Source organism: Sphaerospermopsis sp. LEGE 00249, from assembly GCF_014299995.1.
GTDB lineage: Bacteria > Cyanobacteriota > Cyanobacteriia > Cyanobacteriales > Nostocaceae > Sphaerospermopsis > Sphaerospermopsis kisseleviana.
The window spans coordinates 1-23,219 of record NZ_JACJUZ010000038.1; the positions used below are offsets into that span (position 1 = coordinate 1).

At 37.1% G+C, this 23,219-nt stretch carries 17 protein-coding genes and 1 tRNA gene; 10 read left to right on the plus strand and 8 right to left on the minus strand.

Features of this window, described 5'->3' with window-relative positions:
* Positions 1-187: 187 nt before the first annotated feature.
* From H5968_RS25725 to H5968_RS14100, 6 genes are all read right to left on the minus strand, one after another.
* Entirely contained in the window at positions 188-403 is a 216-nt protein-coding gene (locus H5968_RS25725) for a hypothetical protein (RefSeq protein WP_255427134.1), read from the minus strand.
* Between the two features lie 307 nt (positions 404-710).
* Entirely contained in the window at positions 711-1,499 is a 789-nt protein-coding gene (locus H5968_RS14080; protein WP_187040461.1) for a Nif3-like dinuclear metal center hexameric protein, read from the minus strand.
* Positions 1,500-1,793: 294 nt separating this feature from the next.
* Positions 1,794-3,140 carry a protein kinase gene (locus H5968_RS14085; protein WP_187040462.1) on the minus strand — a complete coding sequence of 449 codons (1,347 nt, stop codon included), beginning with the start codon at positions 3,138-3,140 and terminating at the stop codon, positions 1,794-1,796.
* Positions 3,141-3,255: 115 nt separating this feature from the next.
* Positions 3,256-3,669 carry a secondary thiamine-phosphate synthase enzyme YjbQ gene (locus H5968_RS14090; RefSeq protein ID WP_187040463.1) on the minus strand — a complete coding sequence of 138 codons (414 nt, stop codon included), beginning with the start codon at positions 3,667-3,669 and terminating at the stop codon, positions 3,256-3,258.
* Between the two features lie 50 nt (positions 3,670-3,719).
* On the minus strand, positions 3,720-4,802 hold the full coding sequence (locus H5968_RS14095; RefSeq protein WP_187040464.1) for a glycosyl transferase: 1,083 nt from the start codon (positions 4,800-4,802) through the stop codon (positions 3,720-3,722).
* 76 nt (positions 4,803-4,878) lie between these two features.
* Positions 4,879-6,036, minus strand: coding sequence for an aminotransferase class V-fold PLP-dependent enzyme (locus H5968_RS14100; protein WP_187040465.1), 1,158 nt, complete (start codon positions 6,034-6,036; stop codon positions 4,879-4,881).
* 329 nt (positions 6,037-6,365) lie between these two features.
* On the opposite strand from H5968_RS14100, the gene H5968_RS14105 reads away from it, so the two are divergent.
* The 7 genes from H5968_RS14105 (at position 6,366) to H5968_RS14135 (ending at position 15,656) form a co-directional block, all read left to right on the plus strand.
* Entirely contained in the window at positions 6,366-7,826 is a 1,461-nt protein-coding gene (locus H5968_RS14105) for a TM0106 family RecB-like putative nuclease (protein ID WP_187040466.1), read from the plus strand.
* Between the two features lie 346 nt (positions 7,827-8,172).
* The gene (locus H5968_RS14110; protein WP_187040467.1) at positions 8,173-9,360 is read left to right on the plus strand and encodes an esterase-like activity of phytase family protein; all 1,188 of its coding nucleotides are present in this window, start codon (positions 8,173-8,175) and stop codon (positions 9,358-9,360) included.
* A gap of 444 nt (positions 9,361-9,804) precedes the next feature.
* The gene (locus tag H5968_RS14115) at positions 9,805-11,400 is read left to right on the plus strand and encodes a serine/threonine-protein kinase (RefSeq protein WP_187040468.1); all 1,596 of its coding nucleotides are present in this window, start codon (positions 9,805-9,807) and stop codon (positions 11,398-11,400) included.
* A gap of 70 nt (positions 11,401-11,470) precedes the next feature.
* Positions 11,471-12,982 carry a serine/threonine-protein kinase gene (locus H5968_RS14120; RefSeq protein ID WP_187040469.1) on the plus strand — a complete coding sequence of 504 codons (1,512 nt, stop codon included), beginning with the start codon at positions 11,471-11,473 and terminating at the stop codon, positions 12,980-12,982.
* A 160-nt stretch (positions 12,983-13,142) separates the two neighbouring features.
* A tRNA-Asp gene (locus H5968_RS14125) sits at positions 13,143-13,216 on the plus strand.
* Positions 13,217-13,370: 154 nt separating this feature from the next.
* A complete protein-coding gene (gene gltX, locus H5968_RS14130) occupies positions 13,371-14,810 on the plus strand; it encodes a glutamate--tRNA ligase (protein WP_187040470.1) in 1,440 nt (479 codons plus the stop codon).
* A gap of 351 nt (positions 14,811-15,161) precedes the next feature.
* The gene (locus H5968_RS14135; protein ID WP_187040471.1) at positions 15,162-15,656 is read left to right on the plus strand and encodes a hypothetical protein; all 495 of its coding nucleotides are present in this window, start codon (positions 15,162-15,164) and stop codon (positions 15,654-15,656) included.
* An 82-nt stretch (positions 15,657-15,738) separates the two neighbouring features.
* Here the strand turns inward: H5968_RS14135 and H5968_RS14140 are convergent, their stop codons facing one another.
* Positions 15,739-16,998, minus strand: coding sequence for an ISAs1 family transposase (locus H5968_RS14140; protein WP_187040472.1), 1,260 nt, complete (start codon positions 16,996-16,998; stop codon positions 15,739-15,741).
* A gap of 814 nt (positions 16,999-17,812) precedes the next feature.
* Between H5968_RS14140 and ftsH2 the strand changes: the two genes are divergently transcribed.
* From ftsH2 to H5968_RS14155, 3 genes are all read left to right on the plus strand, one after another.
* A complete protein-coding gene (gene ftsH2, locus H5968_RS14145; RefSeq protein WP_187040473.1) occupies positions 17,813-19,699 on the plus strand; it encodes an ATP-dependent zinc metalloprotease FtsH2 in 1,887 nt (628 codons plus the stop codon).
* Between the two features lie 166 nt (positions 19,700-19,865).
* Positions 19,866-20,231 (plus strand): hypothetical protein, encoded by a 366-nt coding sequence (locus tag H5968_RS14150; RefSeq protein ID WP_187040474.1) that lies wholly within the window; start codon positions 19,866-19,868, stop codon positions 20,229-20,231.
* Between the two features lie 126 nt (positions 20,232-20,357).
* Positions 20,358-21,155 (plus strand): PD-(D/E)XK nuclease family protein, encoded by a 798-nt coding sequence (locus H5968_RS14155; protein ID WP_187040475.1) that lies wholly within the window; start codon positions 20,358-20,360, stop codon positions 21,153-21,155.
* 706 nt (positions 21,156-21,861) lie between these two features.
* Here H5968_RS14155 and H5968_RS14160 read toward each other — a convergent pair.
* Positions 21,862-23,169 carry an aminopeptidase P N-terminal domain-containing protein gene (locus H5968_RS14160; RefSeq protein WP_187040476.1) on the minus strand — a complete coding sequence of 436 codons (1,308 nt, stop codon included), beginning with the start codon at positions 23,167-23,169 and terminating at the stop codon, positions 21,862-21,864.
* Positions 23,170-23,219: the final 50 nt, after the last annotated feature.

The window sequence follows — 23,219 nt, forward strand, 5'->3', positions numbered from 1 at the left end:
ACTGCGGTTTTGAGATAGATAGGGATCTAAACGCTGCAATTAATTTATCGCGTCTGGCTAAGGCGTGAAAGTCTACTGAGGGATAACTGCTCCCATGCTCCCGTTGAAGTAGAAAGTAAAGTCTAGTTTTGTCTAGGTTTTATATAGCAGAAAGTTAGGCTTTATGTTAAGTTGTATCGAGTAATTCTTAGTGACATTTGTTCAGTACAGGCAATTCTCGAGAATTATTTGAACAAGCTTCTCGTTTAACTGTACCTATGCGGATTGCTTCGTATAGGTTTGTAAGAGCTTTTAAATCATCGGATTGATAGCACCTAGTTGCCAATACCTGAAGGAGTAAACCCTCTGATTCAACACTAAGATATCCGGTTTGAAAGGCAGATGCAATGAGTGTGCGAATCATGATCAATAGGGCAAATGAACGATTTATCATTTCTATTGTCAAACACTTGCTTGCTAAATACATTGATATAAAACAGTAAATATTCGTGATTCTCATTACAGAAAAGTTGTGACCTCCATCACGATTAAAAAACAGAAATCCTCTATAATTAAAGGCTTTTATCTACGTACTGATAAACTAAAAGTAGCCAAAAGTACAACTAGTTCAAATGTGATCAACAATGATGTTAAGTATGTAATTATACTATAAAGATTGTATGAAGAAAGGAATATTTAGTATCAAAGATTACAATTTAAAAAATCTTTGCTCACGGTAAAAATTGGCGGAAATCTTCATCCTGTTGACTTAACTGCACCCAATTTAAATTTAGTGATTGGAATTTTTGTACCAAGCGATCGCACGCTGGGCGTTCAGTGGCATAGTGTCCAGCATCAATTAAAATTAATCCTTGATCTCTACTTTCTTGAAATTGATGAAATTTACAATCGGCGGTGAGATAGGCTTGGGCGTTGGTTTTCACCACTGCGGAAATAAAACCTGCGCCCGATCCGCCCAAAACCGCAACTCGTGAAATTTGCTGTTGTAAATTCGCTGCGGGGGAAAAAATCAATTTTGGGGGATGAAGTTGAGTTTGAATTGTCGAGAGTAATTCTTGCAATGTTAAAGCTGGTTCTAACATTCCTACCCGTCCATATCCTAAACCAGATTGGGTGGGAACTATGGGAGATACCGCTTGCAGTTGTAATATTTGTGCCAATACATCCGCAGTGCCATCATTTACCTGGTCGAAATTTGTATGGGCGCTGTAGATACCGATATTGTGAGTAAAAGCTAACCTTACCATTTCTGCTAGTGCTTCCCCACTGCGGAGAGATTTAGGGGGATTAAAAATCAGGGGATGATGGGCAAAAATCAGATTAGCGTTGAGAGCGATCGCTTCTGCCATCACTGCTAAAGTCGGAGTTAAACACACTAATACCCGTGCTTCTTCCTCTAACACACCAGGTTCAATCTGCCAACCACAATTATCCCAGTTTTCGCACCAAGCGGGATTTGCCCATTCTTCAAACCAGGTGATTAAATCAGTAATTTTCATTAGATATTTTCACTTATTATTTTAAGTAATTTTACATAAGCAAGATAATTAAACCATTGTAGCCTAAATTTAGCTATGGTGAAACCACATCCAACACAGGTAGGAGGCAAGAGTAGGAAAAATTGGGAGCATCCCACACAGCCACACCAAAAACTCTCGCTCAACTTTCTTACCTTTGTGTCCTTTGCGTCCTTTGCGGTTCAATCATATCAGGACTTTGGTGCATATTATTTCCATAGATAAAAATAAATTTACACATTTGGGATGCTCCCGAAAAATTGAAGTAGGAAAAATTTATGACATACTTTTGATTAAAGCTTGTTTAAACTCTTCCGCACTCTGAAAAGTAATTTGCGGCTTTTCCACCAAAGCCAAATCTATCACTTCAGCTAATTTTGGAGGAATGTTGTTATTACGCTTACGAATAGGTACAGGATCATTTTGCAAGACTGCTAACCAAGGATCACCTGTAAAATCGCGGGGAAAATATCCTGTGATCATATTATATAAACAAGCTGCTGTTGCCCAAATATCAACTTCTGGCAATGAGTTTTGAAAATCTAGCACTTGCTGACGTGGGATAAAAGCAGGTGTACCCATTTGATTTTCTGTTAAAGTTTGACCACTTAAACCGGCTAAGTCAAAGGCTTTTTCTAAACCATAATCACCTATTTTTGCAACTATTTTATCATTAATGTATGTAATCAAAATATTATATGGGTTTAAATCTCGGTGAACCAATCCTTTGCCTTTTCCTAGTGTACCATCAGGTAATTTCACATTGGGAACTTCTACTTGATGGGCATAGCTCAAACCGTCGAGAACTTGGATAATTATCTCTACAGCAATATCTGTAGGTAAACGCCATCCAGACCTTTGCATTAAATCCCAAACATTACCTCCTTCACAATATTCCATGATAAAAAAGAAAGTTTCTTCAGCAAATCCATAATCTAACATCTTCACTACATGGGGATGTTCTAAACATTTAGTATTTTCTGCTTCCTTGAGAAACTTATTTATACCTTCTTCCTGAGCAACAACGGACGGAGACATTAACTTTATAGCCACAAATTTTCTTAATTTGTTGTTTTCTGCTAAGAATACTTCACCTAAACCACCTTTCCCTAGAGACTTAACTAATTTATAACAGGAGATGCTTTGCAGATTTTCTTGACCTTGTGCAGCTAAATCTAGCAAGCGTTGTATAATATTTAAATAATTTTTGGGTTCTACTTTTTCTACAACTGGATTGGCAGTTTTAATTGGTTGTAATTTTTCTAATTCTATAGCTATTTTAAATAAAATATCCCCCACTTTAATTTCATCACCATCTTGTAAATCATATTGTGGAAAATTTAACTTTAAACCTTCTTGTGCTGTTTGATGGCGTTTCCTTTGACCGATTTTTTTACCATTAACAAAAGTGCCATTTAAACTGCCTAAGTCGCGCACCCGAATATCTGGAGGGTTAATATCTAATAAGCAGTGATAGCGGGAAATAGTCATATCAATTTCATTGGCTAATTGTAGGTTACAATCATGGTTTCTGCCAATGATACAAGTGCTACGAGAATCAAAACTATATTGCTTGCCAGAGAGTGTACCTTGAGTAATGGTGAGAGTAATTTTCGATGGCATGGTAAATTTATCAGATAAGTGGACTATTTTGTATATGAATATATTTTGATATTTTTTGAGAGCATTTTGTATTTTCTTAATTTTGGGTAAAATAATTATCAGTTATTATCAGTTATTATCCCCAAATGTGAACTACCAACTCTCTGGTATGATTATGCTGGCGATGTTCCCAAATGTAAATACCTTGCCATGTTCCCAAAACTAGATTACCATTATTAATGGGGATGTTTTCGGAGGTATGAGTTAAAACTGTGCGGATGTGTCCTGGCATATCATCAGCACCTTCGGCATCATGAATATAATAGTTACCTTCTGGTACTAATCTAGCCATAAAATTTGCTAAATCTATTAACACATCAGGATCAGCGTTTTCTTGAATGATTAAACTGGCTGAAGTGTGACGCAAAAATAAGGTGCAAAGTCCAGTTTTCACTCCAGATTCGCTCACTATAGCGGCAACTTTTGATGTAATATTCTGAAAGGATTTGCCAGTTGTGGAAATTCTCAGTAATTTTTGATAGTGTGTCATAATAATTTTGGATTTTGGATTTTAGGTTGGCAGTGTTTCAGGAATTTTAGTTAAATTGACTGAAAATAATCTATCACTGCTTTGGCTATAGTTTCATTACCATTTTTAGTTATGGGTTGTGGTTGTTTTGGCGGTTGGGGTAAGTCATGAAGAAAATCCCAAGTTCCATCAAAAAATTCTGTTGGTGTGATAATTTGATGGTGGTTGTAATTTTTAATTCCTGCTAATAGCAAATCAGCTTCCGCAAAGTCATGACGCGGGATGGTAATAATAGGAAGTCCTAGAAGTGTAGCTTCTGCAAAAGTGCTGTACCCTGGTTTAGAAACTACTCTGCTACAAATTGGCATAAAATCAACAGGACGATATTGGCGATTTTGCACTTTAATTAAGTTAGGTAAATCTGGTGCGGAAGCATCAAAGGCGATAAATTGCCAATCAGAAAATTTTTCAATATTATTATAAGGAATTGCTTGTAAACCTAAACCTCCAAATGTTAGCAAGATGGTTTTTTCTGGTGGTGTAGTTATTCCCCAAATGGTGCGGATTTCATCAATAGGGAAACCGGGAGAACCACCTGTTAAACCCACATCTATGATATTAGGAAAAGCAGACATGGGTGTATGGAAGGGAAGACGAAATAAGCGATCGCTTTTAGTATACCAATCACTGACCCAATCAGCAATTTCTGTAAATTCTCCTCCCCAATCTTGATAAATAAAGTCCCAACTAAAGTTACTAATCATCCAACAGGGAATGTTTGCTGCTTTCCCAAACCCAGCCGCCAGAAAAGGAATATCTGCTAATATGAGATTAACACGATTTTGGCGAAGAAAATTAACTTCCGAAGCAATTAACGAATTTTGATTTTTTTTAATTTCTCTTAACTTGTCTAAGGTTGCTGCTTTATCCATTGTCAAACTATCAGCTTGAACTACACCTAAATCAAAAGCACGTTGACGCAGAATAAAATCACCTTTGATGTAGGATTCAAGCAGCCATCGGGGTGCAGTTGTAGCAATAATTAACAGCACTTCTGGGCATAATTTTTGAATTGTTGCAGCTATTGATGCGGTTCGGGTAGCATGGCCAAAGCCGTGGTTAGTGATGGTTATATATAAAATTGGACGGTTCATAAATGAGGGAATAGGGAATAGGGAATAGGGAATAGATAAAAGAAAACAGTTATTACGTAATCATTGAGTTTTACATCTACAGATGAGAAAATTCTTTAATTGCTGCTATTAATTGATCAATTTCTGATTCTAAGGTGAGGTAATGAACACTTACCCGAATACAATTAGGATTGGCAATTGTGCGAGTTAAGATTTTTTGTGATTCTAAAAACTGCACTAATTTTAAACTCGGCTGATTATTGGTTAGCACAAAAGAAACTAACCCGCTTTGGGGAGGGGAATTTTTTAAACATTTGACATTAGGTAATTCTATCAACTTTTGCCAAAGATACTCACTGTTTCTGCAAATTTGCTGATATCTTTCCTCTGCTGTTCCCCATTGATGATGAATGGCGATCGCTTGTTTTAAAGCAATATATAATGGAGTTGCTAAGGTAGACACTTCATATCTTCGCCCATCTGGTTGCCAATTAATTGGTTGTGCTTGATTATTAGTGATGACTCCATCTAAACCTATAAATGTTGGCTGCATCATTTCCCGTGCTTCGGGTCGTACATACAAACCCCCTACACCCGCAGGACCGCATAACCATTTATGTCCAGTAAAAGCATAGAAATCTACCCCCAATTCTGTTAGATTTAAAGGTAGAACCCCCACTGATTGAGCCGCATCTACCAACAACAGAGAATTATTTTTTCTGCATATTTCTGCAATTTTGTCAATAGGCAAAACTTGACCAGTATTCCACAAAACATGACTTAAAACTACCAGGCGAGTATTAGGGTGTATATTTTCAGCAATAACACTGACAGGATCACCGACGTTTAAAGTCGCCATGAGTGGACAAGTGGAAACTTCTACAGCGAATCTACGACTAATTTCTTGGGCTGTGGCAATCACTCCGGGATGTTCACAGTCAGAAAGTAGCAAGTGATCACCAGCTTGCCAATTAATCCCCCACATTCCGATGTTACAGCCAATGGTGACATTGCCTGTGAGAGTAATTGTGTCAGATGGTACATTTAAGGTAGAGGCGATCGCCTCCCTTACAGATTGCATTTGGGGAGATATCCAGCGATAAGCTTCCGCACCAAAAGGTCCTATTTCCTGAATATGCGCTTGAGTTTGGCTGATAGCATCCATCGCCCCTTGAGGCATTGGTCCTTGTCCGCCATAATTAAAATAAATCTTGTTCCCTAAAGCTGGAAATTTTTGCCGATGGTGATACAACATATCAATATCAATTTTAGATTTTAGATTTGGGATTTGGGATTTGGGATTTGGGATTTGAGATTTTGGATGGGAAATTTAAAATGTTAAATCCGAAAATTGAGCATAAAACCCCCTATTTAACCCCCTATTTATTCATAATATTCTTCTCTCCTAACTCCTAACTCCTGTACGGGCGTTCGCGAAGCGTGCTGGAAGCATCAGCATTCGGAAAATAGCCTTTTCATAAAATTGATAATTTTTCGCCTGAATGCTTCGCCCCTACTTCGCCCCTACTTCGCCTCTACGACTTCTGATTCCCAAAATATCCCAATTGTTGTTAACTTAAATGAATGATCATTAATGCTGAACTCCTACTTCAATATCAACGCTGTAAGCGACGGCCTTTTTTAGATACTCATGGTGACTATAGCCAGCGAGATATTCCCCATGAGTTGTTGGTAAAAGTGCAACAGGATAAAATTGCCCATCAGAAAAGTATAATTCATAACCTGTCATATGACAAACCTGTTTTTCCTCCAGGAAACTGGGAAGCAGGTGCAGCAGCCACTATAGAACTGATGCAGCAAGGTGTGGAGTATATACATAATTCTGTATTATTAGCCACTTATGAAGATGAATATACTTTACTGAGTCGTCCAGATTTACTTGTCAAACAGCCTGGAAAATCCAGTTTTGGAGACTGGGTTTATGTTCCTGTGGATATTCAACTAGGTAAACGTCCCAAACAAGAATATCAGGTTATAGCTGCTTTTCACGCAGAAATTTTGGGAGCATTACAGGAAGTAACACCAGATGAAGCTTGGTTAATCTTGCGGAATAAAGATACAACTTATGTGGTAGACTTGGATAAATGGACACCACAAATGCTGGATATTTTGGCGGAGTATATTCAAGTGGTAGAGTCGCCAGAAGCACCAGAGGTATTTATTGCCCGTCAAAAATGCCATCTTTGTCACTGGTATAATCATTGTTATGCGATCGCCCAATCTCAGCAACATCTGTCACTGTTACCAGGTGTGACACCAATTCGCTACACTCAACTACAAGCATTATCTACTACTACTTTAGAAACACTCGCTAACACGAATCCTAGCACTTTAGAAAATGTCATTGGTTTTGATACTCAAGTAGCATCTAAATTAATAGTACAAGCAAAATCAACATTAGCAAAAACTCCTTTAATTTTACCCTTTGCTTTACCAGCAGAAAAACTCACATTTACCGCCCCCATCGAGTTATATTTTGATATTGAAGCCCAACCAGATTTAAATTTAAATTATCTATTGGGGGTTTTAGTAGTTGATAGAGAAAATAATACAGAAAAGTTTTATTCATTTTTAGCAGAAACACCAACTCAAGAAAACCTAATTTGGCAGCAATTTTTAGATTTAGTTTGCCAATATCCCCAAGCACCAATTTACCATTTTTGTAATTATGAAGTCGAGACAGTAAAAAAACTAGGTAAACTTTATTGTACACCTTATTCCTTAATTGAACCTCTACTGACTCGATTTGTAGATATTTATGAACAATTAACAGAAAGTGTTGCCTTACCAGTAGAAAGTTATGCCCTCAAAGCGATCGCACGTTGGTTAGGATTTGAATGGCGTGATCAAGAAGCTAGTGGTGCTAAGTGTATTTATTGGTATGATCAATGGTTAGAAACAGGCGATCGCCATTTTCTGGAACTGATCCAACGGTACAACGAAGATGACTGTCGTGCTACCCGCAAAGTTAAAGATTGGCTAGTTAATTTTTTCCAAACCGAATATACTAGAAAATTAGCGTAATCCAATTTTGGATTTTAGATTTTAGATTTTGGATTTTGCAAACTACATCCTACTTGTCCAATTGTTAATTGTTAATTTTTCACTTTTAATTGGGGTTTGCTGAATAAACCTAAAACCTTGATATATCAAAGCTTAGAGGCTGATAAACACAGAAATTAGTGCAAGGGTTTTGAAGGGTATACCGGAAAAAGTGTGCATTTTTTGGGATTTCAACAGATGGCAAAGAAATTTTCAAATCTCCTCCTGACTCCTGACTCCTGACTCCTGACTCCTGACTCCTGACTCCTGACTCCTATCCCCTCACGGAAAGACTTTCTCAGCAACCCCTAATTGGCATTATTTCTTCATGCAACTAATGAAAAAACTCAGAAAACCATTATTCATTATTTACTTGACGATTACCATTATCATTAGCAGTATTATCAGTATATTCTTCAGTAATATTGCCTCAGCAACAGTTAAAATAACAGATATAAAATTTATTGGTGCAGCCACCTTACCCACAGGATACTCTTTCCAAAAAACCGAACTAGGAGGATTATCAGGAATTACTTATGATGCTAAAAATGATCTTTATTATGCCATTTCTGACGACAGAGGGCAAAAAGCACCTGCTCGATTTTATACCTTAAAAATTGACCTCAGCACAGGAAAATTAACCAAAGATGGAGTTATTCCCGTAGCTGTCACCACCTTATTAAATGAAAATAATCAAAAATTTCCTCCTAGTGAAACCGATACAGAAGGTATTGCTGTAACTAACAAAGCCACTGTATTCATTGCTTCTGAAGGAGATGTGCAAAAATCCATAAATCCTTTTATTAAAGAATTTTCTCTATCTTCTGGCCAAGCTATTACCAGCTTACCTATACCGGATAAATTTTTACCAGATCCAAAAAGTCAGCAGGGTATACGTAATAACTTAGCTTTTGAAAGCCTCACCATCTCAGAAAATAATCAATTATTATTTACAGCGACTGAAAACGCACTCATTCAGGATGGTGCAGCGGCAAAACCCAGCTTTGGTAGTCCTTGTCGCATTGTGCAATATAACCTAGCCACCAACCAACCGGAAAAAGAATTTCTGTATATCACAGAACCAGTTACACCGCTATTCAATTTTACAGGCAGGTTTGACAGTGGATTACCAGATTTACTTTCTTTAGATAATGAAGGACATTTACTGAGTGTAGAAAGAACTTTTACAGGTTTGGGATTTGCGATTTCTTTGTTTCAGGTTTCCCTAGAAAATAGCGATGATATTCATAATATTAACAGCCTTTCAAACATTGACATCAACAAAATCAAACCTGTAGAGAAAAAACTACTCTTAGATTTACAGACTCTCGATGTAGCTTTAGACAACATAGAAGGCTTAACCCTTGGTCCAAAACTACCTGATGGACAAACTTCCTTAATTCTAATCAGTGATAACAATTTTAACAAACTCCAAAGCACCCAGATCCTAGCCTTTAAACTCAAGCTAGAATCACCCTTAAATCGCTTATTGCGTCTGCTACGAATCTCTCTATAGAAACGAATCGGGAGCCACTTCTAATGATTCCCTCACAGAAAGACTTTTATGCCTACGGCACCCTACGCGAACAGCAACCCCTAATTAAGTATTTTTACGTCTATGGAAAAAATACGAAAATATGTTACATAGAAGAAGATAACTTTAATCAAGTCAATCAAATTGATTGATATCAATTCACAAGATTGAGCAGCTATATCAATACTTATTTGTGAGTGTCAAATTTTACATATTTAATTTTCCGAGATATCTTTTATAGCAGGAGTCAGGAGTAAAACCCTCTTGTAGTGAGAGGTTCATGATTAATTGATGTCCTAACTACTTTGTCTACGGCTATATAGTTGTATAGATGAAGAAAAATAAGAAAGAGTTGTAATAATTTTGCTAAAATATCCTGTAGAAAATATACATATTAATCTTGTGGTGTAACACAACAACCAGGATATGAATGAATCCAAAACATCATCTGACATTTACATTGGGCAACTAATAAATCATCGTTATTTAATCAGAGATTTACTTGGTGTCGGAGGTATGGGTAGAGTTTACCTAGCAGAAGATGTTACCAAGGAATGTATGCTGGTTGCTATAAAAATGCTCTCCATAAATATAGCCAATAAAAATTTAGCAGAACGCTTTGGGAGAGAAATTTTTATTGGCGCTCAATTAGGGAGAAAAAGTCAACATATTACCCGTGTTTTTACTTATGGTATAACTAATGAAAAAGTGCCATTTTATGTTATGGAATATCTGCGAGGTAGAACTATTAAACAAATTCTGAAAAATGAAAGTTTAGATTTATCAAAGTTTTTTGTAATCTGCGAGCAAATTTGTTTAGGTTTACATTGCGCTCATCAAGGAGTAAGCCTAAATGGCAAAGTTTATCCGATTATTCATAGAGATATTAAACCAGAAAATATATTCATCAATAATTATGGTAAAAAAACAGAAATAGTGAAAATTCTTGATTTTGGTATTGCCAAATTTTTTACCGAGAGTAGTGGGATGACAATGACTGAATCTTTTATAGGTAGTCTACCTTACTCCTCTCCAGAACATATGCAAGGTCAAAGAATTGTAGATATCCGTTCTGATATTTATAGTTTGGGTTTGATCATGTTTGAAATGCTTACTAGAAGACATCCATTTTATACAACAAGCCACTCTTTTAGCACTTGGTGTAGACTTCATTGTGTTCAAGCCCCACCTACATTTGAAGAAGTTAATCCCCATGTTCATGTTCCTCAAGAATTACAACAATTAGTCATGCGTTGTTTGGCAAAAGATGTGAAAGATAGACCAAACAACGTCCAGGAAATATTAGATGATTTGGGGAAAATTAAAACTCTGGTTGAACAAAAAAGTTTCAGCCATAATGAACCAAGCCGAGAGTCGAATCATTCGGATCATAATGTTCAATTAGTACCTTTAACATCATTTTCTGAACAAGAGTGTTGGCAAAAGAAGTGGCCTAAAAATAAACCAGTGGGATTAATTTGTTTCCCACATCTTTTACATACAATTAGAGGGAATATACCAACATTTTGGGCTATGTTACCTCAAGCAGAAATTATGAAATTTCAGGAAAAAACACATAATACCCGATTTATTAGTAAAATCGAAGATTATCCCATGATATTGTGGGTAACAATTTTACATGATGAATCTGATTTAATCAGATGGTTATCCTATTATTTAGATATTCAAGATAATAGAGAGGAAAAAATATTGCGAACTTTAGCAGGAATTGGCTATTATCATCTGCTATTTTTTGCCTGTGAATATCCTCATAAATGTAGTCATGTTATGACTTTTATGCTCACAGCCAAACAGCGCCAACATCTATCCGATGCCATCAATCTCAGTTTCAATAAAAAGAATAAAAACCGGATTTCTCCTACTCAGGCTAAAAGTCTTCTCAAAATAGAATATGAAAAATTAAAAGTCGAGGTAAAAAAAAAGATTAATACAAAAACGAAAAAATCCCAATTTTTTCTTTCAGCTTGGATGGCAAAAATATTTGATTTATTTAAATTATAATCAATCTATAGACTAGCTGCTAACAGTGAAACGATCAAAAAAAACAGTTTAAAATTTAGAGGTTATTGCAGTGAACACAAACCCTCATGCGTCTCCAGAAAATCAGGAGTTGCTGGCCAACCGTTATCAACTTCAAAAGTTAATCGGTAAAGGAGGTATGGGTGAAGTTTTTTTAGCATCTGATGTTTTGCTTGGAGGTACACCAGTAGCTATAAAATTTTTAACCCAGACATTTACCAACCCCACAGTTCAAGCTAATTTTAATCGGGAAGCTCTCCTCAGTGCTGCCTTGAGTCAAAAAAGTATACATATTGTTAGGGCTTATGATTATGGTGTGAGTAAAAGTGGCAAGCCATTTTATGTAATGGAATATCTATCAGGCAAGATTTTGAAAGAATTAATTCCTGTACATCTGTCCATGTTTCTCAATCTTACCCGCCAGATTTGTGTCGGTTTGCAGTGCGCCCATAAAGGCGTTGCGATCGAAGGTAAAATTTATCCGTTAGTTCATAGAGATATTAAACCAGCTAATATAATTGTGATTCCTGATCCTATTTTGGGGCAGTTAGTAAAAATCTTAGATTTTGGGATTGCCAAATTTCTCAACACTACTACATCCAACAACACTAAGGGATTTCATGGAACTTTAGCTTACTGTTCTCCTGAACAATTAGATGCAGGAGACGTAGATAGTCGCGCCGATATTTATAGCTTAGGTGTGATGATGTTTGAGATGTTAACTGGGCAAAAACCTTGGCAACCAGAAACTAACTATTTTGGTGCTTGGTATAAGGTACATCACTTTGAAAAACCAAGGGCGATCGCTGAGGTAAATCCATATATTGAAATACCTCAACAGTTAAATGATTTAATTATGGCTTGTCTGGAAAAAAAACCAGAAAATAGACCTCAAAATATGGGTGAAATAATTCAAATATTAACCAATATAGAAAAGTCTAGCCCACAACCAATCACCACAAGTTTAGATTACAAATCCCATTCTGCCAGTTCCTTAGTTCCGGGAACTTCTGCAAAAATTAGTTATAGTTATAATAAACTGGTTTGGCCTGAAAATAAACCCATTCAAGAAATTGTTTTTCCGCAGTTGATAGATACTGGGAAAACTGTTGTTGCGGCTCTATACCTCATGCTACCCCAGCAAGAAATTAAAAATCGTGTCGATAACAAACGTTACAACCAGTTTGTCTTTATCACCTCCCCCCACCCGATGCTGCTGTGGATCACTGTTCTCTATCATCGGCAACTCGGTCCTAAGTGGTTGCCCTGCTATCTAGATATGCAAAATCCTCATAATACTCAGTTAGTATCAGCTTTAGCTGCTAATAATTCTTACTCTTTGATTCTCTTTACCCTTGAACCCCCCCATCACTGCGCTAATATTCTTAGCAGTAGTATTGCCACAGCACAGAAAGAAAAGTTACAAGCTTGGGTTAAACAAAGTGAGCAATTACCTTCATCCTCTAAATCTCATACCAGCAAAAAATTGTTAAAGCAGCAGTACAAGCAAATCCAAACTCAAATATTGGCACATCTGGAAGCTAAAAGCCAGTCCACAGGTTAGGAGGTTGGGGAGACAGGCGAGGATAATAACCCAATCAATCACCAATCACCAATCACCAGTCACCTGTGAAAAAAAATTTCAATTTTTTCTCCCAACTACTTGACAGCCAAAAAAGATTAAGCAATAATAGTATAGTTGAGAAAAACGCAATCAACTGTTAGGGACTGTAGTTCAATTGGTTAGAGCACCGCCCTGTCACGGCGGAAGTTGCGGGTTCGAGCCCCGTCAGTCCCGTTGCAAAAACCTAAAATCTGATTCCTGGGAGAAAATTTTAAATATCTCTCAGGAATGCTGTTTTTAACAGACTGGGAAAATAACCCATATCGGTGGTTTACAACCACTCAGCACTTGTTAAATTAATAATGCTTTGTGAGAGAGAGAATTAACTGTGTCTGTAAGAGTTCGTATTGCTCCCAGTCCTACTGGTAATTTACATATTGGTACAGCGAGAACTGCTGTATTTAATTATTTATTTGCCCATCATCACGGTGGTAAGTTTATTTTACGCATTGAAGATACAGATTTAGAGCGATCGCGTCCTGAATATACTGATAATATTCTCAGTGGACTGCGTTGGTTAGGCTTAAACTGGGATGAAGGTCCATTTTTCCAATCTCAGCGTTTACACCTCTACCAAGCAGCAGTACAGAAATTATTGGATCAAGGTTTAGCTTATCGCTGCTATACCACATCAGAAGAATTAGACGCGCTGCGGGAAGCACAAAAAGCCAGAAACGAAGCACCCCGCTATGATAACCGTCATCGTAACTTGACCCCAGAACAACAAGCAGCTTTTGAAGCGGAAGGTCGTTCATCTGTAATTCGCTTTAAAATTGAAGATGATCGGGAAATTGTCTGGAATGACCTGGTACGGGGTAAAATGTCCTGGCGCGGAAGTGACTTGGGTGGTGATATGGTCATTGCTCGCGCTTCTGCTGAAGGTATTGGTCAACCTCTATATAATTTTGTGGTAGTGGTAGATGACATTGATATGGAAATTACTCATGTCATTCGTGGGGAAGACCATATTGCCAATACAGCGAAACAGATTTTACTTTATGAAGCTATGGGTGCAAAAATTCCCGAATTTGCCCATACACCCTTAATTTTGAATCAAGAAGGCAGGAAATTATCTAAACGGGATGGAGTAACTTCAATTTCTGACTTTCAGAAAATGGGTTTTACTGCGGAAGGTTTAGTTAATTATATGACCTTATTGGGATGGTCAGCCCCAGATTCTACGCAGGAAATATTTACGCTAGAGCAAGCAGCTAAAGAATTTACCTTTGAACGGGTAAATAAAGCAGGTGCTAAATTTGACTGGGATAAATTAGATTGGATTAATAGTCAATATATCCATAATATGCCAGTTAATAAACTCATAGATTTGCTAATACCTTTTTGGGAGGAAGCAGGATATACATTTACTAGTGGTAGGGAGCGTCCTTGGTTAGAGCAGTTGGTAAGTTTAATTGCTGCTAGTTTAACGCGGTTAGTGGATGCTGTTCCCATGAGCAAAGTCTTTTTTACTGATGGGGTAGAGTTCAGTGAAGAAGGTAGTCAACAACTGCAACAAGAAGGGGTGAAACCTGTACTGCAAGCAATTGTGACAACATTGGAAAATCAACCAGAATTTTCCGCAGATACCGCCCAAAGCATCATTAAACAAGTGGTAAAAGAGCAAGGTGTCAAAAAAGGTTTAGTAATGCGATCGCTCCGAGCAGCTTTAACCGGGGATGTACATGGACCAGACCTAATTCAATCATGGTTATTGTTAAATCAGATTGGTTTAGATAAACAACGTTTAAATCAAGCAATAGCTGGGTAACTGGGGTGATGGGGTGATGGGAAGGAAAATAAATTCTTACAGCAGTTTTCATGTCTTTAGACCACAGTAAGGGCGAAGCATTCGGACAATTAATTATCGGTTTTTACCTAAGACTATCATCCCAATGCTGATGCTTCCAGCACGCTTCGCGAACGCCCCTACATTGTTGACGCGAAACCTAAATCAAAATGTGGTTTATTTACCTGAAAATAGCTGTAAATTCTTCTTTCTCAACTCCTATTATCTCAGTCACCACTCACCACTCACAAGTCACCTGATAACTGCAAATATCGGGAACTTAAAATAGAAGATTCTTGTCTTTAAAATTACTTAAATATAAATATAATTACAATGACAAAAAAATCCCTTAATCTAGCCATTAGATTATCGTTGATGATAGTTACACTTGGTGTGACAACAGCGATGAATAGTATTGTTAATGCAGAAGAAGTTCCGCCTATTTTTGGTGATATCACCATTAACCGTCAATTTTCACCTGATCCTTTGACAGTCAGGGGAATGAGTGGAGGTTCAGTTCCAGCGAGCAAAGTTAATGGAGAAACTGAAACTCCTACAGGTTCATGTACTGGGTTTGTAGATGAGGACTCAGATCACACTCTAAAACTGCTCAGTAAATTTGACTACCTAAAACTACAAGTGGAAAGTAAGGCCGACACCACTATAATGATTCAAGGACCAGGTGGTATTTGGTGTAATGATGATTTTGATGGGAAAAATCCTGGTATTGTGGGAGAATGGTTAGAGGGTATTTACAAAATTTGGATTGGTTCTTACGAAAAAGAGAAATATTTTCCTTACACTTTAAAAATCACAGAAGTTAAGTAATAGTTGATAGTTGATAGTTGATTGGGAAACATAAAATTGATTACCCAGTCCCCGATCACCAGTCAGGGTAAGAGCATCTCAATCAGGCTTGACATAAGGGCTTTTCGGAATCTAATGTAGAGTCAATGAAACAAGAACTGAGAACTTGAATCATGTAATCGTTATCCATAGCAGTGCGTTTCATTTTTTGTCGAAGACTACGTTTATAAGTTTGTTCACGATTAAGAGCATTGAGAGCAATGCGTCGTAAAAGAGCAAAATTTCGGGGGCTGTTCCAAGAGCGAATACGACAAGAATCCTCAGCAAAAGTACAATCAAGAATCCAGTGAGCTTGGTTCTCAATTCCCCAATGTTTACGGATGGCTCGACCTAAAAGTTGAGCATCACTGGGTAAAGAAGAGAGATAAAATTGAACCTCACGAGTAGTTTGATTCCAAAGACGACGCTCCCGAACAACCATCACTACACTTTGGAGTCCAGCCCAGATTTTGGGTTGGTAAAGTTCACCAAGAGCCGAAACTGGAACAGACCAAACTTGACGGATTTCCGTACGGTGATGTCCTTTTTCAATGCGGTGGTCATAACTGACATCAATACCTTGAAAAGAGAGTGAAGATGCTGTTTCAAACCATTGTTTTACCTGATTGTAGAGAGTTGGGTGATTTGCCTTGAGTGCTAAAACATAATCTGCTTTTTTATCAATAATCTTGTTGGCAATTTCGGTTTGAGTCCCCATTGCATCAATGGTAATAATAGCTCCTGTCATATCTAATAACTCTAATAATGCCGGAATTGCTGTAATCTCATTGGATTTATCTTCTACTTTCATCTGTGCCAAGACCAAATTTTGTTCACTTGCCCAGGCAATAACAACGTGCAATGCTGATTTCCCTTGATTTCGGTCGTAAGAACCCCTAATTGTCTTTCCGTCTATGGGAATTATCTCTCCTCCCATGTTTGTCACTAGGGTTTCTATCCATCTGCTGAAACAACGATTTAATTCTTCGGGATTGATGAATTCAAATACCCGTCTGAAGGTGTCATCGGAGGGAATTCCATTTGGTAATTCCAAAAACTCTTCTAACCACTCCTGCTTGCTGATGCCGTAGTTCTCTATGTCTTCCCACCCTTGCGCTCCAGCTATGACTGCTAGAATTGCAATCACTAAGATATCGGTTAGTTGATGTTTCTTTGTTCGCTCTACTCTCTTGTCTTTTATGTCTCCAAAATTTTCCACTAAACTTTGTTGAATGGCTTCAATGGATGCCACCTGTCTTGGCTTTACCTGATCATGATTTCTTTTCTTGGAAGCACTTGACTTAGTTTCAAATCCTGCTGACATAAACCTTTATTCCTAGAGTTGAAGGGGGGGCTTATGTCCTCATCTCACTTTTTTTGCTCCCATGTCAAGTCAAATTTTTCTCTGCTCGCTGCTGCTTATCTTGTTTCTTTTGTCAAGTTCATTTTATACCAAATTAGATGAGCTTACCCTCGTTGAGGTACCAGTTCACTTAGGGGTTGAAGTGAGGTAACAATCATAGATAGATATCGCAATTTCTACAAGAAATCTATCATATTTTAGGACTTACGTAAGATGTGACTGAAAACCTTATTCTTGCGTAGGGGTAATTCATGAATTACCCCTACTTTCCTTCCCTTTTGCGTAAGTCCTGATATTTGAAATATTAGTTTCAATATCAGCGATCGCACTATCACCCATCACAAACAACCTCTCTAAAAACTCTTATCTTCGTTTCTTCGTTCCTTCGTGGTTCAATATTCTATGTTTTCGTATTCTTTATATTATAAACCATAATTAACTCTTTATAATTTAAAACATTACGCATAAACACAGATAAATAAAACTAAATATATTTGATGATTCAGCGTGGTTTAGCGTAAAATGAGTATCAGGGAGAGCAAAAAAGAAATCAGCCCCAAACCCTTGATAGATAAGCTTTTGGGAAGATTTAACTTTTAATTTGGAATTTTCAATTGGTATTAGTATGAGAATTAGGTTAAATTTAATTAAGATTCTAGAAAAATTTCATGAATCTGCCATAAGCAAACTACGCTGTCATGGCTGAAATTACAAAATGGATTTATAAACATCCGTTACAAAAGTAGTCATATTGGTACTAGAGGCAAATTAACAGATGAAATTTTCTTGGAGAATTGTAGCACTTTGGTCCGTGCTGGCCTTGGTAATAGGCTTTTTCTTTTGGCAAGGTACTTTTGCCGGTCAACCAGCAGATAACAGCCGTAATGCAGCTAATACCCGCATGACCTATGGGCGCTTTTTAGAATACTTGGACGCTGATCGGGTTACAAGTGTGGACTTGTACGATGGCGGCAGAACTGCAATTATTGAAGCGAACGACCAAGATATTGAAAACCGCATTCAACGCTGGAGAGTAGACTTACCTGTTAACGCTCCTGAGTTGATCAATAAACTCAAAGAACATAATGTTAGCTTTGATGCTCATCCGATCCGCAATGATGGCGCTATCTGGGGTTTGTTAAGCAATCTTTTATTCCCAGTGTTGTTGATTACTGGTTTATTCTTTTTGTTCCGTCGCTCTAATAACCTTCCCGGTGGTCCTGGCCAAGCGATGAATTTTGGTAAGTCTCGCGCTCGTTTCCAAATGGAAGCGAAAACAGGCGTAAAATTTGATGACGTGGCAGGAATTGAAGAAGCTAAGGAAGAATTACAGGAAGTTGTTACTTTCTTGAAACAACCGGAGAAATTTACCGCAGTAGGGGCGAAAATTCCTAAAGGTGTGCTGTTGGTAGGACCTCCAGGAACAGGTAAAACCTTATTAGCAAAAGCGATCGCCGGTGAAGCTGGTGTTCCTTTCTTCTCTATCTCCGGTTCTGAGTTTGTAGAAATGTTTGTGGGTGTGGGTGCTTCCCGTGTCCGCGACTTGTTCAAAAAAGCGAAAGATAACGCTCCTTGTATCATCTTTATTGATGAAATTGACGCTGTAGGTCGTCAACGGGGTGCTGGTATCGGTGGTGGTAATGATGAACGGGAGCAAACCTTAAACCAACTGTTAACAGAAATGGATGGTTTTGAAGGTAATACTGGCATCATCATTATTGCAGCTACCAACCGTCCTGACGTTCTCGACTCTGCGCTATTGCGTCCCGGTCGTTTTGACAGACAGGTAACAGTTGACGCTCCTGATATTAAAGGACGTTTGGAAATTCTCGAAGTTCATGCACGGAACAAGAAATTAGACAAGAGTGTTTCCTTAGAAGCGATCGCCCGTCGTACCCCTGGTTTCAGTGGTGCGGATCTTGCTAACCTCCTCAACGAAGCAGCTATTCTCACCGCCAGAAGACGCAAAGAAGCAATTACCCTGTTAGAAATTGATGATGCAGTTGACAGAGTAGTTGCAGGGATGGAAGGTACTCCTTTAGTAGACAGCAAGAGTAAGCGGTTAATTGCTTACCATGAAGTTGGTCATGCTTTGGTGGGTACTTTATTAAAAGACCATGATCCTGTACAGAAAGTTACCCTCATTCCCAGAGGACAAGCACAGGGTTTAACCTGGTTTATGCCCAATGAAGAACAGGGTTTAATTTCCCGTTCTCAACTGAAAGCGAGAATTACTGGTGCTTTGGGTGGTCGTGCAGCAGAGGAAGTAATTTTTGGTGCTGCGGAAGTGACAACTGGTGCGGGTGGAGACTTGCAACAGTTATCAGGAATGGCCAGACAAATGGTAACACGGTTTGGGATGTCTGACTTAGGTCCTTTATCTTTAGAAAGTCAACAAGGTGAAGTGTTCTTAGGTCGTGACTGGACAACCAGATCCGAGTATTCTGAGTCTATTGCTTCTCGTATTGATGGACAAGTGAGAGCGATCGCCGAAGAGTGTTATGAAAACGCCAAGAGAATTATTCGTGAACACCGTGCAGTTACAGATCGCTTAGTTGATCTGTTAATTGAAAAAGAAACCATTGACGGTGACGAGTTCCGGCAAATTGTCGCTGAGTACACTGAAGTACCTGATAAGCAACAGTTTGTTCCTCAACTGTAAAGGTTTTCAATAATAGGAAATTAATGGGGATGGTGTCAACTGTCCCTATTTTTTTGGGAATAATAAACCGCAGATCCGTAGGTTGGGTACAAAGAAAGCGCAACCCAACAAAATAAATCAATGTTGATGGTTATAATTATAGAAAACTGGTAACAGGGTAAGAAATATGATACAAATTATTTTGGATTCAGAACAAGAGAAGTTATTGCAGGAACAGTTAAAAACAGGTAAATATAAAACACCTAATGAAGTGATTACTGATGCTTTAAAAGTATTAGCAGAAAAACAAAATCTCAATCAAGAAAGTCAAAAAATTACAATTCTTTCGGGAGAACCAGCACAAAAATTACTGGAGGAGAAAATTAAAATGATGCAGGAACTAAAAAGGAATTATCAACCAGATCCCCACAGACAGAAATTAGCTGAAGAATTTAGCCAATTATGTCAAGAAACCCAGGAATTACACGCTGTTCATCCTTTAACAGATGCAGAAATTGATGAAGAAATAGCAGCTTATCGGAGAGGAGAATAATCATTATTATAGATTTTTAATGAAATTAAAACTTTAGGTAATACTGTAATCATTTCACTGTCATTATTTCTAGAATTAGTGATAAATTTTCAGAAGAGTTAAATCAATAAGGTATAATCATAAGATATGTTTCCAAATCAATTAGAAATACAAGAAATTGTCACTCAATTAAAGGGTTTACCACTATTTAATTTTTCTCTATCATCAAAAGAGTTATTTCATAGCAACTTTTTAGCCTGGATATGTGAAATGTATCCGCAAATATTAGGTAATATATTTGGGGATTTTTTGAAAAATAATGAAGCTAGTTTAACAAAAGTTTATAGAGAACATAAGAATATTGATTTAACATTAGAGTATAGTAATGGAGAAACATTAATTATTGAAAATAAAGTAAAAAGTCTTCCTGACTTAGAACAATTAAAAAAATACTCTGATAAACATCCTGATGCCAATTTTTTGCTTTTAAGTTTAGTTAAACCTAATTTTTCATGTTTCTTAAAATCAGAAAATAAAATTATTATAAATCATGAACATCATCAATTTATTTGGCACTATTTGAATTATGAGAATTTATCTCAAAAACTTGAAGAAGTACAACTAGAAATTTCTGAAAACAATCTTTATCATGGACAACTTTTAGCAGAGTATATCCAATTTATAAAACATCTGCATAAATTATCATCTTTATTCTATATTAATGACAATGACAATTCAATTTTCTATAATAAAAATATATATCCATTAATTGAAATTCGATTTCATGATGTCATAATTAAACTTCGGTATTCACAATTAGCAGAACTTATAAAACAAAGATTAACAATTGAGGGGTTCAAAATTAATAATTGGCATGATTTCAAACAAGGAGATTTTATTGTAAAATCAGATATGGTAAAAAACAAAGGTGTATGTGACTTTTAGTATTGTATAAAAAAGCAAAACACTTGTTTAAACAATGGAGAAGCAATAGGTAATAATATTTTTGTAGGCATTCAAATTGATGATCTTAAATTTAATGTTTCTTTGTTGTTTTGGACTGACAAACCAATAGGTAATGGTAAGATTATAGCTGAAAGATTATTAAATTCAAATATTTGGTTTGATTTATCTCTTATTCCTGGTAATTCTAAAGAATATCCCACAGGAAGAAACTTTAACCAGTATAATCAAGGTACTATGTTATATCGGTATAAAAATTTAGAAAAGACTATTACCATAAATGAGATTATTGAGCTAATCATGAAATACCTATATATAATTAAGGAGAAAGAATTAGCAATAGAAAGAATTATAGATAATGTATTAAATATCTCGTAACATCATGAAATAATATCCCACCTCACTGAAAAACAAAAAAATAAAAAAATAAATACTTTCAATTGTATCTAAATATATAAACTATTCCCAGTTTATCTGTTAGCTTCCACACCCACCCGGAAATGAATTTCTGGGCTAATAGCAAAAGTGCGTTAAAACGCACTCTAAAAATAGTCGGTTTTAACCGACTTCAGCTTTTAGACAGGGAATTTATTCCCTGGCGATAATTCCTGGCAATAATTCCCCTGCTCTAATTTGCTAAAATCTCTACATTATCGGTGCGTTACCCTTCTCTAACGCACCCTACAAATTATCTTTCTACATCCTCAATTTCCTTCGCAACCCCCGCAGTTAAAACCTCATTTCCAGTAGCAGTAACCAACACATCATCCTCAATTCTAATTCCAATTCCCACCCAACGCGGATCAATTGCTGGTTGATCTTCTGCTGGTTCAGTATCCGGTACAATATATAAACCCGGTTCTATGGTTAAAACCTGTCCCGGTTGTAAAATTTGCGGGTTTTCTCCATGTTGATAAATTCCCACATCATGCACATCTAACCCTAACCAATGACTCGTTCTGTGCATATAAAATGGTTTATATTTTTCCTCTTCTATTAATTTATCAATCTCTCCTTTCAATAAACCTAATTCTACTAAACCTTCTGTTAAAATCCGCACTGCTTTTTTATGAGGTGCATCAAAAGCATTACCTGGTTTAACTTCTTCTATCGCCTGTTTTTGTGCTGCCAATACTATTTCATATAACGCTTTTTGTTCTCCTGTAAATTTCCCACCTACGGGAAATGTTCTGGTAATATCTGAATTGTAATAACCGTAAGCACAACCAGCGTCAATTAATAACAATTCGTTTTCTTGCATCTGACAATTATTTTCAATGTAGTGCAGAACGCAAGCATTTCTTCCCGCCGCAACAATGGAAGGATAAGCAGGACCCATACCCCCCCGTAAACGGAAAATGTGTTCTATTTCTGCTTGTATTTCATATTCATATCTTCCCGGTGCGGTAATATTTAAAGCGTGGTTGTGTGCTTCCACTGCAATATCCGCCGCTTGACGCATTAAGTCTAGTTCGGTTTTACTTTTATGTAATCTCAAACTGTGTAAAACTGTGCTGGTATCTTCTATCCCTGTGGGTCCTATTCCCCGTTTGGGATAGGTACGCAGTAAACGTTGGTAATGTTTGATAATTTTTTCGTTGAAATTACCATCCCGTCCAATATGATAATATATCCGATCTGCTTTTTCTAAATATTGCGGTAATTTCTCATCTAACTCTGCAATAGGATAAGCTGCATCTGCACCATAAATTTCCTTTGCAGCATCCACCCCGCAACGATAACCACTCCAAACTTCCTTTTCTTTATCTTTGGGTTGCACAAACAAAATAAACTGATGTTCTTCGTGATGGGGTGCTAACACTGCTACCGCTTGCGCTTCGTTAAAACCAGTCAGGTAATAAAAATCACTATCTTGTCTGTAAACATACTCGACATCGTTGTGCATGACTGCTGTGGGTGCGCTGTGAAAAATCGCTGTTCCTTGCCCAATTTTCGACATTACCTGTTCACGACGTTGCCGATATTCTGATTTCATAGCCGATTTACCTTCAAAGATATAGTGTTGTTTTTAACTTTAGCAAAGTT

Excerpts from the sequence above, each read along its gene's own strand:
- H5968_RS14150 (WP_187040474.1), top strand. The coding sequence starts at position 19,866 with ATGATACAAATTATTTTGGATTCAGAACAAGAGAAGTTATTGCAGGAA.
- H5968_RS14140 (WP_187040472.1), bottom strand. The coding sequence starts at position 16,998 with ATGTCAGCAGGATTTGAAACTAAGTCAAGTGCTTCCAAGAAAAGAAAT.
- H5968_RS14090 (WP_187040463.1), bottom strand. The coding sequence starts at position 3,669 with ATGACACACTATCAAAAATTACTGAGAATTTCCACAACTGGCAAATCC.
- ftsH2 (WP_187040473.1), top strand. The coding sequence starts at position 17,813 with ATGAAATTTTCTTGGAGAATTGTAGCACTTTGGTCCGTGCTGGCCTTG.
- H5968_RS14110 (WP_187040467.1), top strand. The coding sequence starts at position 8,173 with ATGCAACTAATGAAAAAACTCAGAAAACCATTATTCATTATTTACTTG.
- H5968_RS14100 (WP_187040465.1), bottom strand. The coding sequence starts at position 6,036 with ATGTTGTATCACCATCGGCAAAAATTTCCAGCTTTAGGGAACAAGATT.
- H5968_RS14105 (WP_187040466.1), top strand. The coding sequence starts at position 6,366 with ATGATCATTAATGCTGAACTCCTACTTCAATATCAACGCTGTAAGCGA.
- H5968_RS14135 (WP_187040471.1), top strand. The coding sequence starts at position 15,162 with ATGACAAAAAAATCCCTTAATCTAGCCATTAGATTATCGTTGATGATA.
- H5968_RS14160 (WP_187040476.1), bottom strand. The coding sequence starts at position 23,169 with ATGAAATCAGAATATCGGCAACGTCGTGAACAGGTAATGTCGAAAATT.
- H5968_RS14080 (WP_187040461.1), bottom strand. The coding sequence starts at position 1,499 with ATGAAAATTACTGATTTAATCACCTGGTTTGAAGAATGGGCAAATCCC.
- H5968_RS14115 (WP_187040468.1), top strand. The coding sequence starts at position 9,805 with ATGAATGAATCCAAAACATCATCTGACATTTACATTGGGCAACTAATA.
- H5968_RS14095 (WP_187040464.1), bottom strand. The coding sequence starts at position 4,802 with ATGAACCGTCCAATTTTATATATAACCATCACTAACCACGGCTTTGGC.
- H5968_RS14155 (WP_187040475.1), top strand. The coding sequence starts at position 20,358 with ATGTTTCCAAATCAATTAGAAATACAAGAAATTGTCACTCAATTAAAG.
- H5968_RS25725 (WP_255427134.1), bottom strand. The coding sequence starts at position 403 with ATGATTCGCACACTCATTGCATCTGCCTTTCAAACCGGATATCTTAGT.
- H5968_RS14085 (WP_187040462.1), bottom strand. The coding sequence starts at position 3,140 with ATGCCATCGAAAATTACTCTCACCATTACTCAAGGTACACTCTCTGGC.